This is a genomic window from Daeguia caeni (assembly GCF_042653845.1).
In the GTDB taxonomy this organism is placed as follows: Bacteria; Pseudomonadota; Alphaproteobacteria; order Rhizobiales; family Rhizobiaceae; genus Brucella; species Brucella caeni.
This window is the reverse complement of record NZ_JBHSEL010000001.1, coordinates 96,673-111,269: the sequence shown is the minus strand read 5'-3', so window position 1 is coordinate 111,269 and position 14,597 is coordinate 96,673. Positions and strand designations below refer to the sequence as shown.

The following is a 14,597-nucleotide window of genomic DNA, read 5'->3' as shown; positions in this document are numbered from 1 at the left end:
ATGGCTGTTCAGTCAAGTTCACGCCCGGATTCCCTTTTTGGCCGGGCACTGCGTGAAGCCTTCTATTCAGCGCTTTTGGCGCTTGGGCTTTTCATTCTGATCGTCGGTTTCAAGACCGAACAGAACATCAATAACGAGCTGGTGCTGGTGCAGCGCTGGGGATTGCTTGCCGTCATGGTGGCGCTTGCTGCCGTTGGCCGTTTCCTCTTCATCGCATTCCTTCAGCCCTGGCTTGATGAGCGAAAGCGTATCAAGAACGCCAAGCCTGTCGGTCTCGTCACCGAACAGAGCGCCTTCAAACGGCATTTCTCGAAGATCGCGATTGCCTTTCTGTTCATCTATCCGATTTTCTGTGTCTCTGCCCTTGGCTGGCAGGGTTCGCTGAAATGGGTCGACAATTTCGGCATCCAGATCCTGATCTATGTCATGCTGGCATGGGGTCTAAATATCGTGGTTGGCCTGGCAGGTCTCCTCGACCTCGGTTATGTCGCCTTCTATGCGGTTGGCGCCTATTCCTACGCGCTGCTGTCGAACTATTTTGGCCTGTCTTTCTGGGTGCTTCTACCGGTCGCCGGTCTTCTGGCGGCAAGCTGGGGCATCATGCTGGGCTTTCCGGTTCTGCGTTTGCGCGGCGACTATCTCGCCATCGTGACGCTTGCCTTTGGTGAAATCATCCGTCTTGTCCTCATCAACTGGACGGCGCTGACCAAGGGTACGTTCGGTATTTCGGGCATTGCCAAGGCAACCTTCTTCGGCATTCCCTTCAATGCGAGCCCGAATGGTTTTGCCGCAACTTTCGGCCTGACCTTCTCGCCGGCGCATTACAAGTTCTTCCTCTATTACGTCATCCTGTTCCTGGCCTTGCTGACCGCCTTTGTGACGGTTCGTCTGCGCCGCATGCCGGTTGGCCGTGCGTGGGAAGCACTGCGTGAGGACGAGATCGCCTGCCGCTCGCTTGGCATCAACACGACGGCAACCAAGCTGACGGCCTTTGCCACGGGCGCCATGTTCGGCGGCTTTGCCGGTTCGTTCTTTGCTGCGCGTCAGGGCTTCGTGAGCCCGGAATCCTTCGTGTTCATCGAGTCTGCTGTCATTCTGGCCATTGTGGTTTTGGGTGGCATGGGTTCTCTGGTCGGTATCGCGATTGCTGCTGTCGTGATGATTGGCGGCACGGAAATCCTGCGTGAAATGAGCTTCCTCAAACTCATTTTTGGCCCAGACTTCACGCCTGAACTCTATCGTATGCTCATTTTCGGTCTTGCCATGGTTGTCGTCATGGTCTGGAAGCCGCGTGGCTTTGTCGGAAGCCGGGAACCAAGTGCGTTCCTGAACGAGAGGAAGATGGTGTCGGGTGCCTTTACCAAGGAAGGGCATGGCTGATGTCGGGGACGAAAATTATGTCTGGCAAATCGAACAAGGACACCATTCTTCAGGTTGAACATCTGTCCATGCGTTTTGGCGGTCTGATCGCCATCAACGACCTGAGTTTCGATGTGAAGCGTGGTGATATCACAGCAATCATCGGCCCGAACGGTGCAGGCAAGACCACGGTGTTCAACTGCATCACCGGCTTCTACAAGCCGACGGGTGGCAAGCTCACCATGAAGAGCAAGACGGGCGAGGAGTTCCTGCTTGAACGTCTGCCTGACTTCATGATCACCAAGCACGCAAAGGTGGCGCGTACCTTCCAGAATATCCGCCTGTTCTCGGGCCTGACGGTTCTGGAAAACCTGCTGGTTGCCCAGCACAACACGCTGATGCGTGCTTCCGGCTACACCATCCTTGGCCTGCTGGGGCTGCCTGGCTATCACAAGGCAGCGGAAGAGGCAAAGGAGAAGGCGCGCTACTGGCTTGAAAAGATCAATCTGGTTGATCGGGCCGACGATCCGGCCGGTGATCTTCCCTATGGTGACCAGCGTCGTCTGGAAATTGCCCGCGCCATGTGTACGGAGCCGGAAATCCTCTGTCTTGATGAGCCGGCGGCAGGTCTCAATCCGCGCGAATCGGCAGAGCTCAACAAGCTTCTGCTCGATATCCGCAATGAGACCGGCACGTCGATTCTGCTGATCGAGCATGACATGTCGGTGGTCATGGAAATCTCCGACCATGTCATCGTTCTGGAATATGGTACGAAGATTTCTGACGGCACGCCTGATGAGGTGCGCAATGATCCGCGCGTCATTGCGGCCTATCTCGGTGTCGATGATGATGAAGTTGCCGAACTGATTGAGGAAGCTGAACATCACGGCGTTGCGGATCCGGCTGCTGCGGTGGCGGAATTGCTCGTCGAGGAGGAAGCTTCACTCAGTGAAGACAATGCAGCCGCCGATGCGTCGGACAAGAAGACGAAGGGGGCAGAATGATGCAGGCAGAAACCATGCAGACGAAACAGCCGCTTCTCGTCGTTGACAAGGTCGAGACCTATTACGGCAATATTTGCGCGCTCAAGGGCATTGAACTCACGGTCAATGAAGGTGAAATCGTTGCCCTCATTGGTGCAAACGGTGCCGGCAAGTCGACCCTGATGATGACCATCTTCGGTTCACCGCGTGCGCGCAGTGGCCGCATCCTGTTTGGCGGACGTGACATCACCAGTCTGCCGCCGCATGAGATCGCCAAGCTGCGCATCGCGCAGTCACCGGAAGGCCGTCGCATCTTCCCGCGCATGACGGTGCTGGAAAATCTCCAGATGGGCGCGAGCCTCGACAACCAGCAATATTTCGAAGAAGACGTGGAGATGATGTTTGATCTGTTTCCGCGTCTGAAGGAACGGTTGCATCAGCGTGGCGGTACGCTTTCGGGTGGCGAGCAGCAGATGCTGGCCATTGCCCGCGCGCTGATGGCGCGGCCCAAGCTTCTTCTGCTGGACGAGCCTTCACTTGGTCTGGCACCGCTGATCGTCAAGCAGATCTTTGAAGCCATCAAGGAGCTGAACAGGAAACAGGGGCTGACGGTGTTTCTCGTCGAGCAGAACGCATTCGGCGCATTGAAGCTGGCGGATCGTGGCTATGTCATGGTCAATGGTTCGATCACGATGAGTGGCAGCGGCCGCGAGCTGCTGGCCGATCCGGAAGTGCGTGCTGCCTATCTCGAAGGCGGAAGGCATTAGGAGGAAATCATGCAGGGTATTCTTTACGAAGAGCCATCATTCTGGCTGTTTTTCTTCATCACCTGCCTTCTTGGCGGCTGGGCCGCATGGATGACGGGACGTGCCTGCGCTTCGACGTGGCGCAGCTATGTGCAGTTCTTGGTCTATATGATCCCGCTTGGGGCGGCTGTTCGCTTCATCCATTATGCCCTGTTTGGCGGAACATTGCTGTCACTGCATTATTACATTGTCGACACGATTGTCCTGATCATCATCGGCTCGGTTGGTTATCGCTATACACGCACCAAGCAAATGGTTCGCCAATATAGCTGGCTTTATGAGAAATCATCGCCACTTACCTGGAAGGCAAAGTAAATTTTCATTTCCTGAAATGAGGTAGATGAATATCAAAAGATTACGTTGACAGATCCATGCTTCAGCGTAGATATTGCTGAGTATTCAGCGCAATTGTAGAGCGGTGCGGGTAGCATCGTCTTGAGGGTTATTAAAACAATGGGAGTTGCATAAATGAGAAAGTCTCTTTTTTCTGGCGTTGCACTTGCTGCGCTTGTGTCTTTCAGCGGTTCTGCCTGGGCTGATTTCCTTGTAGGCATCGGCGCTCCGATCACCGGTCCGAACGCTGTTTACGGTGCGCAGATCCAGAAAGGCGCTGAAGCTGCTGTCAAGGCAATCAATGATGCCGGTGGCATCAACGGTGAAAAGATTGTTCTGACCATCGGCGACGACGTATCTGATCCGAAGCAGGGTATTTCGGTTGCCAACAAGTTTGCCGCTGACGGTGTGAAGGCTGTTATCGGTCACTTCAACTCGGGCGTTTCGATCCCGGCTTCCGAAGTCTATGCCGAAAACGGCATTCTCGAAATCTCGCCAGCTGCAACCAATCCGGTCTATACCGAACGTGGCCTGTGGAACACCTTCCGCACCTGCGGCCGTGACGACCAGCAGGGTATTGTTGCCGGCAAGTACATTGCCGACAATTTCAAGGACGCAAAGATTGCCGTCATCCATGACAAGACCCCATATGGTCAGGGTCTGGCTGACGAAACCAAGAAGACCCTCAATGATCTCGGCATTCAGGAAGCCGTCTATGAAGGCGTGAATGTTGGTGAAAAGGACTTCTCGGCCCTGATCGCCAAGCTCAAGCAGCAGGGCGTTGACGTTCTGTACTGGGGTGGTCTGCACGCTGAAGCCGGCCTGATCATGCGTCAGCTCGCTGACCAGGGCCTCAAGGTTCAGTTCATCTCGGGCGACGGTATCGTCTCGAATGAGCTGGCTTCGATCGCTGGCGATGCAGTTGCCGGTACGCTGAACACCTTCGGCCCGGATCCGCGCAACAACCCGGACAATGCTGAGCTGGTCAAGAAGTTCCGCGAGGAAGGTTTCGAACCGGAAGCCTACACGCTCTATTCCTACGCAGCCGTTCAGTCGCTGGCTGACGCTGCCAAGGCTGCAGGCTCCAATGATCCGCAGGAAATTGCCAAGGCTCTGAAGGAAAAGGGTCCGTTCAAGACCGTTCTTGGCGAACTCTCCTATGACGAAAAGGGCGATCCGAAGCTGCCTGGTTACGTCATGTACAAGTGGGAAAAGGGCCCGGACGGCAAGTACACCTACGTTCAGCAGTAATCTGCCAGACAACTGGACAAGGAGATGCCCGGCAATTGCCGGGCATTTTCTTTTGTGTTCAGTATTTTCTGGAAGATTGCAAAAATATGCTTACACTCCTGGGCGTCCGGACATGCAGCTCATTGCCGGTATGCGCATTTTTGCTGTGCGGACGAGGAAGTCGATTGTGATGGAGGAACAAAATCTGGTGTGAAGGCCGTTTCGCATATCTGCTTGCAGAGTGCGGATCAGCCCTGTGTCGCATTTCCCATGCCACGAAATCATGCGGAATGCGCCCACATTCTGTTGCGCATGCCTATCCGGCAGGCTTGCGTGCCGGGGAAGCATGCCGATCAGCTTGTTGCATAAAACTCCGACGCAAGTTATGCACAATGCACAATGTTATTACAGCTTGGGAGAACTGTCTTGCCTATCCGAAAGATCCTTGTTGCCAATCGTTCTGAAATAGCAATCCGCGTTTTCCGCGCGGCAAATGAACTGGGCTTGAAAACGGTTGCGATCTGGGCGGAGGAAGACAAACTTTCAATGCACCGTTTCAAGGCGGATGAGAGCTATCAGGTTGGGCGCGGGCCGCATCTGGAGCGTGATCTGGGGCCGATCGAAAGCTATCTGTCGATTGATGAGGTGATCCGTGTGGCAAAGCTTTCCGGGGCTGATGCCATTCACCCCGGCTATGGTCTGTTGTCGGAAAGCCCGGAATTTGCCGAAGCCTGTGCTGAGAATGGCATCATCTTCATCGGACCGAAGCCGGAGACCATGCGCCGTCTCGGCAACAAGGTTGCTGCCCGTAATCTGGCGATCGAGATCGGTGTGCCGGTGGTGCCGGCAACCGAGCCCTTGCCGGACGACATGGAAGAAGTGAAGCGGCTGGCAGCCGAAATCGGCTATCCGCTGATGCTGAAGGCAAGCTGGGGCGGCGGTGGCCGCGGCATGCGCGTCATCCGCTCAGAGGCTGATCTTGCGCGCGAAGTGACAGAGGCCAAGCGCGAGGCCAAGGCTGCCTTTGGCAAGGATGAAGTCTACCTCGAAAAGCTGATTGAGCGGGCACGTCACGTTGAGGTGCAGATCCTTGGAGACATGCATGGCAATGCGGTTCATCTTTATGAGCGCGATTGCTCGATCCAGCGCCGCAACCAGAAGGTGGTGGAGCGTGCGCCCGCCCCCTATCTCGATGATGCACAGCGCGAGGAGCTTGCCGCATATGCGCTGAAGATTGCGCATGCGACGGATTATGTCGGCGCGGGAACGGTTGAGTTCCTGATGGATGCCGATACAGGCAAATTCTATTTCATCGAGGTCAATCCGCGCATTCAGGTCGAACATACGGTGACGGAAGTCGTCACCGGCATTGATATCGTCAAGGCACAGATCCACATCATGGATGGTCATGCCATTGGCACGCCGGAATCAGGCGTGCCGCGGCAGGAAGACATTCATCTCAATGGCCATGCGCTGCAATGCCGTATCACCACGGAAGATCCGGAACAGAATTTCATTCCCGATTACGGACGCATTCAGGCCTATCGTTCGGCATCGGGCTTCGGCATTCGTCTTGACGGCGGTACGGCCTATTCGGGCGCTGTCATTACGCGCTATTATGATCCGCTGCTCGTCAAGGTCACGGCATCGGGGGCGACACCTTATGAGGCGATCCGGCGTATGGATCGGGCCTTGCGTGAATTCCGCATTCGCGGTGTTGCGACGAATCTTACCTTCCTTGAAGCGATCATCAATCATCCGAAATTCCAATCGAACGACTATACGACGCGCTTTATCGATACGACGCCGGAATTGTTCCAGCAGGTCAAGCGGCAGGATCGCGCGACCAAGCTTCTGACCTACATTGCCGATGTGACGGTCAATGGCCATCCGGAAACCAAGGGCCGGGCCATGCCGCCCAAGGATGCGGCAAAGCCCCGCATACCATGGTTTGGCGACAAGCCGATTGCTGATGGCACGAAGCAGCTTCTGGACAAGCTTGGGCCAAAGAAATTTGCCGAGTGGATACGCAATGAAAAGCGTGTGCTGATTACCGATACGACGATGCGAGATGCGCATCAGTCGCTTCTGGCAACACGTGTGCGTACCTATGACATTGCCCGCATTGCCCGTTCCTATGCTCAGGCGCTGCCAAACCTGTTCTCGCTCGAATGCTGGGGCGGGGCGACCTTTGACGTCTCCATGCGCTTTCTGACTGAAGATCCATGGGAGCGTCTGGCATTGGTGCGCGAAGGCGCGCCGAACATCCTGCTGCAGATGCTGCTGCGCGGCGCAAACGGCGTTGGCTACAAGTCATATCCCGACAATGTGGTGAAATACTTTGTCCGTGAGGCCGCGCGCGGGGGCATCGACCTGTTCCGCGTCTTTGACAGCCTCAACTGGGTTGAGAATATGCGCGTGTCGATGGATGCGGTGCTGGAAGAAGACAAGATCTGCGAAGCCGCCATCTGCTATACCGGCGATATTCTCAATCCGGAACGCGCCAAATATGACCTGAACTATTATGTCAATCTGGCCAGGGAAGTGGAAAAGGCCGGCGCGCATATGATTGCGGTCAAGGATATGGCGGGGCTGCTGAAGCCTGCTGCGGCGCGGGTCCTGTTCAAGGCGCTGCGCGAGGAAACCAGCCTGCCGATCCATTTCCACACTCATGATACGTCGGGCATTTCGGCGGCAACGGTGCTGGCTGCGGTCGAAAGCGGGGTGGATGTGATCGACGCGGCAATGGATGCGCTTTCCGGCAATACGTCGCAGCCATGTCTTGGCTCGATTGTTGCAGCCCTTGAACGCTCCGAGCGCGATCCGGAGCTCGACATGGATGCGCTGCGCCGCATTTCCTTCTATTGGGAAGGCGTGCGCAATCAGTATGCGGCCTTTGAAAGCGATCTCAAGGGGCCAGCATCGGAAGTCTATCTGCATGAAATGCCGGGCGGGCAGTTCACCAATCTCAAGGAACAGGCACGCTCGCTTGGCCTTGAAACGCGCTGGCATGAGGTGGCGCAGGCCTATGCGGATGTGAACAGGATGTTCGGCGATATCGTCAAGGTCACACCATCCTCCAAGGTGGTTGGCGATATGGCGTTGATGATGGTAAGCCAGGATCTGACGGTTGCCGATGTCGAGAACCCGGACAAGGATATTGCCTTCCCGGATTCGGTTGTCTCGATGATGCGCGGTGATCTGGGTCAGCCACCGTCAGGCTGGCCGGCGGCCTTGCAAAAGAAGGTGCTGAAGGGGGAAAAGCCGTTTACCGTGCGCCCCGGCTCGCTTCTGCCGCCGGCTGATCTGGATGCGGAACGCGCTTCCTTTGAAAAGACGGTTGGCCGCAAGATTACGGATCAGGAATTTGCCTCGGCGCTGATGTATCCGAAGGTCTTCACCGACTTTGCCGCAGCACAGGAAACCTATGGCCCGACCAGTGCGCTGCCGACACCTGTCTATTTCTATGGGCTGAAGCCGGAAGAAGAGGTCTTTGTCGATATTGAACGCGGCAAGACGCTGGTGATCGTCAATCAGGCGATCAGCGAGACGGATGAGAAGGGCATGGTAACCGTGTTCTTCGAGCTGAATGGCCAGCCTCGCCGCATCAAGGTGCCGAACCGTGCCAAGGGAGCGACTGGCGGTGTCCGCCGCAAGGTGGAAGCCGGCAATCCGTCCCAGGTTGGCGCGCCGATGCCCGGTGTGGTCTCGACCGTGATGGTCACGGCAGGCCAGAAAGTGACGCAGGGTGATGTGCTTCTTTCCATCGAAGCCATGAAAATGGAAACCGCCATCCATGCCGAACGCGATGGAACCATTGCGGAAGTTCTCGTCAAGCCGGGCGAGCAGATCGACGCGAAGGATCTTCTCATCGTTTATGATGCCTGATGATCAGGCAGTGGGCAGGCCAATGAACATGCATTTGTGGATCGGATTTGTTCTGGCTTCGCTCGTCATGGGGCTTATTCCGGGGCCGGGGGTTTTGAGCATTATCGGCTATGCCATCAGCTCCGGCACGCGCACGGCGCTGGCCTCGGTGGCGGGCATGGCGGTCGGCAATTTCCTCGCCATGACCCTGTCCCTTGCCGGTGTTGGCGCTTTGCTGGCAGCTTCTGCAACCGCCTTCACCATTCTCAAATGGGCGGGTGCGCTTTATCTGATCGGGCTGGGGCTGTTTGCACTGTGGAAAAGCCGCGCCGAACCATCGGGCGGGACTGTGGTTGAAAGCCAGCCAATCTCGCCGCGGCTTGCATTCTTGAGCAATATTGCGGTTGGCGTTTTTCATCCGAAAACCATTGTGTTCTTTGTGGCCTTTGCACCGCAATTCATTGATACGCAGTGTTCCTATTGGTCGCAGGCAGCCATTCTGATTGCAACCTTTACGCTGGTGGTTGCCTGCACTGATGGGATTTATGCGCTGGCGGCATCGCGCGCGCGTGCATTTCTTGCCGCACCCAGAGCGCGGCTCTGGGCCAAGCGGGCAGGGGGCGGCGCACTCATCCTTTCTGGTACGGCGACGGCCTTGAGCCGGAGCTAGGCTGCTCTTGCGTAGGGGAGAGCAATTCCGCTTTTACGGAAAGCTGAACTGTTGCAACATATTATCGTTTCACTGTTCCGGATGGAAAACCGGTTTCCACTTTTCCTGGAACTGCTTTGTTGCGAGACAGGCGTAAAAACCGCCCCTCGGGCATGAGCTTCACATTTCGGCCTGAAATTTTATTACATATCCGTATTATACCGCGCTGATATGACAGGTTTCATGTTATAGTAGTATTACTTCAGAATTTGATTCATCTGCTGACTCCAAGCCCTTGATCTTTTCAGCGGCTGTTGAGAAACAGCTGTCTTGGGACTGGCTTGGCAAACGGGCGGATTCCAGGGCAGGCATATGGCAAAACGTGGGCTGCCTTTCGGCGTGCGGCATATGACGCGCCAGACTGGCAGGGATGAAAGTGCAATATCGGGGCATCCGCCTGGTTTGCGCTGATGTGAAGTGCAATTGAGGGCGTGATGGAGCGGTTGGGCAGTCAGATCGGTGGTTATGAAAACAGCACCACGCTTGTAAAGGGTTCGCCTTTTGCGCGCGAGCGCATTGCCGTTTCGCTGCTGTTTCTGATGAATGGTTACATTTTTGGCAGTTGGGCCCCGAAAATACCGGAATTTGCCGCACGGCTGGGGCTTGATAGCGGGGCGATGGGGCTGATGCTCCTGATCTTCGGTCTTGGCTCGCTTTCCATGATGCCTTTCACCGGCGCCTTTTCCGCACGACGCGGATCGGGCTTTGTCGTCAGATTATGTGCGCTTGCCACCATACCGTCTCTGCTCATCATTTCGCTGGTGCCCAATGTCGCAAGCGCAGTTGTGGTGATGTTTTATTTTGGCGGCATAATCGGCGCGATGGATGTTGCGATGAATGCCAATGCCGTGGCGGTGGAAAAATCCCTGCGCCGTGCTGTCATGTCATCCTGCCATGCGTTCTGGAGCCTTGGCGGCCTGATCGGTTCAGCAACGGGTGGCTTTTTCATCGCCTATCTGGGTTCAACCGCACATGCGCTGATTGCAACGGCGATGGCGGCCGTTATGATGGCCATTGCCTGGCCATGGGTCAATCCGGATGACGCGCATCATCAGGCAAGCGTGAAGCCAAAACTGACATTCCCGCGCAAGCCGCTACTCTGGCTGGTCGGCCTGATGGCGCTGTTTTCCATGGTGCCTGAAGGGGCCATTCTCGACTGGGCGGCTTTTCACATGCAGCGCGATCTGGGCGCTTCCGTCACGCTGGCAGGCTTTGGCTTTGCGGCTTTTTCGCTGTCCATGGCCGCGATGCGCTTTGCCGGCGACGTGGTGCGCGACCGGCTGGGCGCGGTCAAGACGCTGCGCATCTGTACGGTGATTGCCATTGCCGGCCTCCTGACGGTTGGCTTTGCGGAAAATGCCTATCTGGCGATTCTTGGCTTTGCGCTGTGCGGCATCGGCATTTCCAACATGGTGCCGATCGTGATTTCCATGGCTGGCAACATTCCGGGTGTCAATCCGAGCATCGGTCTGTCGGTGGTCACCACGCTCGGTTATTCCGGCATTCTGGTTGCGCCATCACTGATTGGTTTTGTTGCGGAACATCATGGGTTTGGCGTGGTCTTTGCGTCCTTGCCGGTTCTGCTTCTGGTGGTGTTTGCCTGTTCCGGTCTTGCCCGTTATGCCGACCGCAGGCATTAAATCCGGGGGGGGCGATAATGTGAAGCGCCTTTGTTGCAAAAAACAGTGTGAATGAGTGGGCGACAAGGGCGTAGCAAGTGATTATATAGGGGCGAACCGATTGCGCTGGCGCTCGCCTCCCGCGCAGATTTCCTCAGTTCAGGCCTTTTAGAACAGAGCATCATGTCTTCCGCGACCCCTCACTATTTTTCACATCCCTTTCCCCGCCGCCAGTCTGTTGGCGTCAATGTTGGCGGTGTTGTCGTTGGCGGCGGTGCGCCGATAGTCGTCCAGTCGATGACCAATACCGATACGGCGGATGTGGATGCGACGGTTGCGCAGGTGGCCGCCCTTCATCGCGCAGGCTCCGAGATCGTGCGCGTGACGGTGGACCGCGATGAATCGGCTGCGGCCGTGCCAAAAATCCGTGAGCGTCTGGAACGGCTGGGGCTGAATGTGCCGCTGGTGGGCGATTTTCACTATATTGGTCACAAGCTTCTGGCTGACCATCCGGGCTGCGCGCAGGCGCTGGCAAAATATCGTATCAATCCGGGCAATGTCGGCTTCAAGGACAAGAAAGACAAGCAGTTCGCCGATATTATTGAAATGGCCATCCGCCATGACAAGCCGGTGCGTATTGGCGTCAACTGGGGTTCGCTCGATCAGGAATTGCTGACCACGCTGATGGATCGCAATCAGGCGGAAGGCGCGCCCTTGAGCGCACAGGAAGTCATGCGTGAGGCGATCGTTCAGTCGGCGCTGATTTCGGCCAATCTGGCAGAGGAACTGGGGCTTGGCCGTGACAAGATCATTCTGTCGGCCAAGGTCAGTCAGGTGCAGGATCTGATTGCCGTCTATACGATGCTGGCGGCGCGCTGTGACCATGCGCTGCATCTGGGGCTTACCGAAGCCGGCATGGGCACCAAGGGCATAGTCGCCTCATCGGCCGCGATGGGCATTTTGCTGCAACAGGGCATTGGCGACACGATCCGCATTTCACTGACGCCGGAGCCGGGGGGAGACCGCACGCGCGAAGTGCAGGTGGCGCAGGAATTGTTGCAGACGATGGGCTTCCGCCAGTTCATTCCGATTGTCGCGGCCTGCCCTGGCTGCGGGCGCACGACCTCGACTGTGTTTCAGGAACTGGCACAGACCATTCAGGAAGACATCCGGCGCAATATGCCGATCTGGCGCGAGAAATATCCGGGTGTGGAAGCCCTGTCGGTTGCCGTCATGGGCTGCATCGTCAATGGGCCGGGCGAATCCAAACATGCCGATATCGGCATTTCATTGCCGGGCACGGGTGAGACGCCGGCAGCTCCCGTCTTCATCGAGGGCAAGAAGGTGACCACCCTGCGCGGGCCGGCCATTGCGGAAGAATTCCAGAAAATGGTTGCCGACTATATCGAAAACCGTTTCGGACTTGGAAGAAAGGCTGCGTCCTGATCTGATGGATCAGTTCTGCCGTTCGGCAATGAAACGGGCGGCCTGCTTGAGCAGGGCTGCCTCCTTGCCAAAGGGAGAAAGCAGCTCTTCTGCCTGGGCAACAAGGCCGGAAAGCTGTTTGCGCGTCCAGTCCACGCCATGTATGGCGACAAGCGTTGCCTTGCCTGCGGCGGCATCCTTGCCGGTTGCCTTGCCCATGGCGGCAGCATCGGCTGTGACATCGAGAAGATCATCGGCAAGCTGGAAGGCAAGACCAATGGCCGAGCCAAATTCGGCCATTCGTTCGCGCTCTTCGCGCGGTGCATTGGCAATGATCGCGCCAGCTTCACAGGCAAAACGGATCAGTGCGCCGGTCTTCATCGCCTGTAACATTATAATGCCGGCCTCATCAGGTTTGCGGGTTTCCGCCATCAGGTCAAGCGCCTGACCGCCTGCCATGCCGCCAAGGCCAGCGGCGCGCGCCAGCGCGGCAATGAGTTTTACGCGGATATCGGCACTCAGTTCGGTTTCATCGGCTGCGATGATGTCGAAGGCGTAAGTCAGCAGGCTGTCGCCTGCCAGAATGGCTGCAGCCTCGTCAAAGGCCTTGTGCACGGTTGGCTGGCCGCGGCGCAGGTCATCATCGTCCATGGCGGGCAGATCGTCATGCACCAGCGAATAGCAATGGATGCATTCAAGGGCTGCGGCAACACGCATGACCGCTTCGCCACGATGGCCGAACAGGGCAGCACTTTCGATCACCAGAAAAGGTCGCAGCCTTTTGCCGCCATTCAGTACGCCATGGCGCATGGCTGCGAGGAGACGCTCAGGGCGGGCAATCTCGCCATTGAGCGGATGCCGGTCGAGAAGCCTGTCCAGCATGGCCTCAACAGCGGCCGCATGCAGGTGCAGGCGATGGGTGAAATCGAAAGCTGCGTTTTCCATGAAATGGGGATGGACGAAAGCGGTGCGCCGGTCAACCATCAAGGGGCTTGTCGACAGGCTTTTTCAGCAGGCTTTCATCAAACCGGCCGTTTTTCTGGCCTTGCGCCTTGTGCCGTGTGTCTGTTTATGGAATCGGGTAATATATTGTTAAGGGTTTTACAGCTTCCCGTCGCGGTGGCGTAAACTGGTTGAAAGTGGCTGGACCGTGGATGTGTCGAGACTTGTCATCAGGGCCAAGGATGGATGCGGTTCTCTTGCCGGTCCGGTCTGGGGACGGCGCTTGAGGGTCGCCGGCATTGTTGCGGCGGGTCTGGCACTTCTTCCGCTTGTCTTGATGCTGGTTTATTCCCTGCCTTTTGTTCATCCCGTTTCCACGCTGATGATGCGCGATACGGTGATGCTGCAATCGGTCGAACGGCGCTGGGTGGATCTTGACGATATCGCGCCAGTTCTCATCAATTCCGTGATGATGGCAGAGGATGGCCAGTTTTGCCGTCATGGCGGCGTCGACTGGCATCAGCTGAGCCTTGTGCTTGATGATGCAGGTGATGGGGGGCCAAGCCGGGGCGCATCGACCATCACCATGCAGACGATGAAGAATCTGTTTCTCTGGAACGGGCGTTCATATTTGCGCAAGGGGCTGGAATTTCCGCTGGCGTTGGCGGCTGATCTGTTGATGTCCAAACGCCGGATCATGGAGATCTATCTCAACATTGCCGAATGGGGACCGGGCATTTATGGCATTGAGGCAGCCGCCCAGCATTATTTCAACCGCCCGGCATCGAAGCTGAATGCACGGCAGGCAGCGCTTCTGGCCGTGACCCTGCCGAACCCGATCATGCGCAATCCGGCCAAGCCAACGCGCAACATGCAACGCATTGCCAATATCGTGCAGCGACGTGCGCTGCGCTCCGGGCCCTATGTCACTTGTGTCCAATAACAGGATCAATTGAAAAAAAATGCGAGTCCGACTGGTCAAATGGCGCGAGAGCGTGTATAGGCACGTGACTTTCCGGAATTTTGTCCGCTGTGACAGGCTCCACCGGGGCCGTGCCGGACGTTTATTGACCGATCAGTGGAGCTGGATCCATGGCAGTACCAAAACGAAAAACTTCTCCGTCGAAGCGCGGTATGCGCCGTTCGGCCGACGCGCTGAAGGCACCGACCTATGTTGAAGACAAGAACTCGGGCGAACTGCGTCGTCCGCATCATATCGATCTGAAGAGCGGTATGTATCGCGGCCGTCAGGTTCTTGAGCCGAAGGAATAAGCTGGATATCAGGCTGACCGGTTTTCCGGTCTGCCCGCCAGACTTTTTCAAA

The 14,597-nt window shown here is 56.7% G+C and carries 12 protein-coding genes and 1 pseudogene; 12 read left to right on the top strand and 1 reads right to left on the bottom strand.

All coding sequences use genetic code 11. The features are described from left to right. The 9 genes and pseudogenes from livM (at position 1) to ispG (ending at position 12,352) form a co-directional block, all read left to right on the top strand. Positions 1–1,380, top strand: coding sequence for a high-affinity branched-chain amino acid ABC transporter permease LivM (livM, locus tag ACFO1V_RS00545; RefSeq protein WP_374829814.1), 1,380 nt, complete (start codon positions 1–3; stop codon positions 1,378–1,380). A gap of 17 nt (positions 1,381–1,397) precedes the next feature. Further along, positions 1,398–2,342 (top strand): annotated as a pseudogene (locus tag ACFO1V_RS00540) (ABC transporter ATP-binding protein); the annotation flags it as partial. Positions 2,343–2,362: 20 nt separating this feature from the next. Beyond that, the gene (locus ACFO1V_RS00535; RefSeq protein WP_374829991.1) at positions 2,363–3,109 is read left to right on the top strand and encodes an ABC transporter ATP-binding protein; all 747 of its coding nucleotides are present in this window, start codon (positions 2,363–2,365) and stop codon (positions 3,107–3,109) included. Positions 3,110–3,118: 9 nt separating this feature from the next. Continuing rightward, positions 3,119–3,463, top strand: a complete 345-nt coding sequence (locus ACFO1V_RS00530) for a DUF6867 family protein (protein WP_374829816.1) — start codon at positions 3,119–3,121, stop codon at positions 3,461–3,463. 153 nt (positions 3,464–3,616) lie between these two features. Further along, positions 3,617–4,732 carry a branched-chain amino acid ABC transporter substrate-binding protein gene (locus tag ACFO1V_RS00525; RefSeq protein ID WP_374829818.1) on the top strand — a complete coding sequence of 372 codons (1,116 nt, stop codon included), beginning with the start codon at positions 3,617–3,619 and terminating at the stop codon, positions 4,730–4,732. Between the two features lie 378 nt (positions 4,733–5,110). Then, positions 5,111–8,599, top strand: coding sequence for a pyruvate carboxylase (pyc, locus tag ACFO1V_RS00520; protein ID WP_374829820.1), 3,489 nt, complete (start codon positions 5,111–5,113; stop codon positions 8,597–8,599). A 22-nt stretch (positions 8,600–8,621) separates the two neighbouring features. After that, positions 8,622–9,248 (top strand): LysE family translocator, encoded by a 627-nt coding sequence (locus ACFO1V_RS00515; protein WP_374829822.1) that lies wholly within the window; start codon positions 8,622–8,624, stop codon positions 9,246–9,248. A 578-nt stretch (positions 9,249–9,826) separates the two neighbouring features. Next, the gene (locus tag ACFO1V_RS00510) at positions 9,827–10,927 is read left to right on the top strand and encodes an MFS transporter (protein ID WP_374829993.1); all 1,101 of its coding nucleotides are present in this window, start codon (positions 9,827–9,829) and stop codon (positions 10,925–10,927) included. 162 nt (positions 10,928–11,089) lie between these two features. Then, positions 11,090–12,352, top strand: coding sequence for a flavodoxin-dependent (E)-4-hydroxy-3-methylbut-2-enyl-diphosphate synthase (ispG, locus tag ACFO1V_RS00505; RefSeq protein ID WP_374829824.1), 1,263 nt, complete (start codon positions 11,090–11,092; stop codon positions 12,350–12,352). A 9-nt stretch (positions 12,353–12,361) separates the two neighbouring features. On the opposite strand, the gene ACFO1V_RS00500 is transcribed toward ispG, so the two are convergent. After that, a complete protein-coding gene (locus ACFO1V_RS00500; protein ID WP_374829826.1) occupies positions 12,362–13,276 on the bottom strand; it encodes a polyprenyl synthetase family protein in 915 nt (304 codons plus the stop codon). Between ACFO1V_RS00500 and ACFO1V_RS00495 the strand changes: the two genes are divergently transcribed. From ACFO1V_RS00495 to rpmF, 3 genes are all read left to right on the top strand, one after another. Further along, positions 13,247–13,459, top strand: coding sequence for a hypothetical protein (locus tag ACFO1V_RS00495; protein WP_374829828.1), 213 nt, complete (start codon positions 13,247–13,249; stop codon positions 13,457–13,459). The two genes, ACFO1V_RS00500 and ACFO1V_RS00495, sit on opposite strands and share 30 nt — an antisense overlap. Positions 13,460–13,487: 28 nt before the next feature. Beyond that, on the top strand, positions 13,488–14,216 hold the full coding sequence (gene mtgA, locus ACFO1V_RS00490) for a monofunctional biosynthetic peptidoglycan transglycosylase (protein ID WP_374829830.1): 729 nt from the start codon (positions 13,488–13,490) through the stop codon (positions 14,214–14,216). Between the two features lie 149 nt (positions 14,217–14,365). Then, positions 14,366–14,545: a 50S ribosomal protein L32 gene (gene rpmF / locus ACFO1V_RS00485; RefSeq protein WP_119043292.1), complete on the top strand. Its 180-nt coding sequence runs from the start codon at positions 14,366–14,368 to the stop codon at positions 14,543–14,545. The last annotated feature ends 52 nt before the right edge of the window (positions 14,546–14,597 follow it).

Bases quoted from the DNA above. Each gene is read 5' to 3' on its own strand.
- ACFO1V_RS00530 (WP_374829816.1), top strand. From the start codon at position 3,119: ATGCAGGGTATTCTTTACGAAGAGCCATCATTCTGGCTGTTTTTCTTC.
- rpmF (WP_119043292.1), top strand. From the start codon at position 14,366: ATGGCAGTACCAAAACGAAAAACTTCTCCGTCGAAGCGCGGTATGCGC.
- pyc (WP_374829820.1), top strand. From the start codon at position 5,111: ATGTTATTACAGCTTGGGAGAACTGTCTTGCCTATCCGAAAGATCCTT.
- ACFO1V_RS00525 (WP_374829818.1), top strand. From the start codon at position 3,617: ATGAGAAAGTCTCTTTTTTCTGGCGTTGCACTTGCTGCGCTTGTGTCT.
- livM (WP_374829814.1), top strand. From the start codon at position 1: ATGGCTGTTCAGTCAAGTTCACGCCCGGATTCCCTTTTTGGCCGGGCA.
- ACFO1V_RS00500 (WP_374829826.1), bottom strand. From the start codon at position 13,276: ATGGAAAACGCAGCTTTCGATTTCACCCATCGCCTGCACCTGCATGCG.
- ACFO1V_RS00535 (WP_374829991.1), top strand. From the start codon at position 2,363: ATGCAGGCAGAAACCATGCAGACGAAACAGCCGCTTCTCGTCGTTGAC.
- ACFO1V_RS00515 (WP_374829822.1), top strand. From the start codon at position 8,622: ATGAACATGCATTTGTGGATCGGATTTGTTCTGGCTTCGCTCGTCATG.
- ACFO1V_RS00510 (WP_374829993.1), top strand. From the start codon at position 9,827: ATGAATGGTTACATTTTTGGCAGTTGGGCCCCGAAAATACCGGAATTT.
- ACFO1V_RS00495 (WP_374829828.1), top strand. From the start codon at position 13,247: ATGGGTGAAATCGAAAGCTGCGTTTTCCATGAAATGGGGATGGACGAA.
- ispG (WP_374829824.1), top strand. From the start codon at position 11,090: ATGTCTTCCGCGACCCCTCACTATTTTTCACATCCCTTTCCCCGCCGC.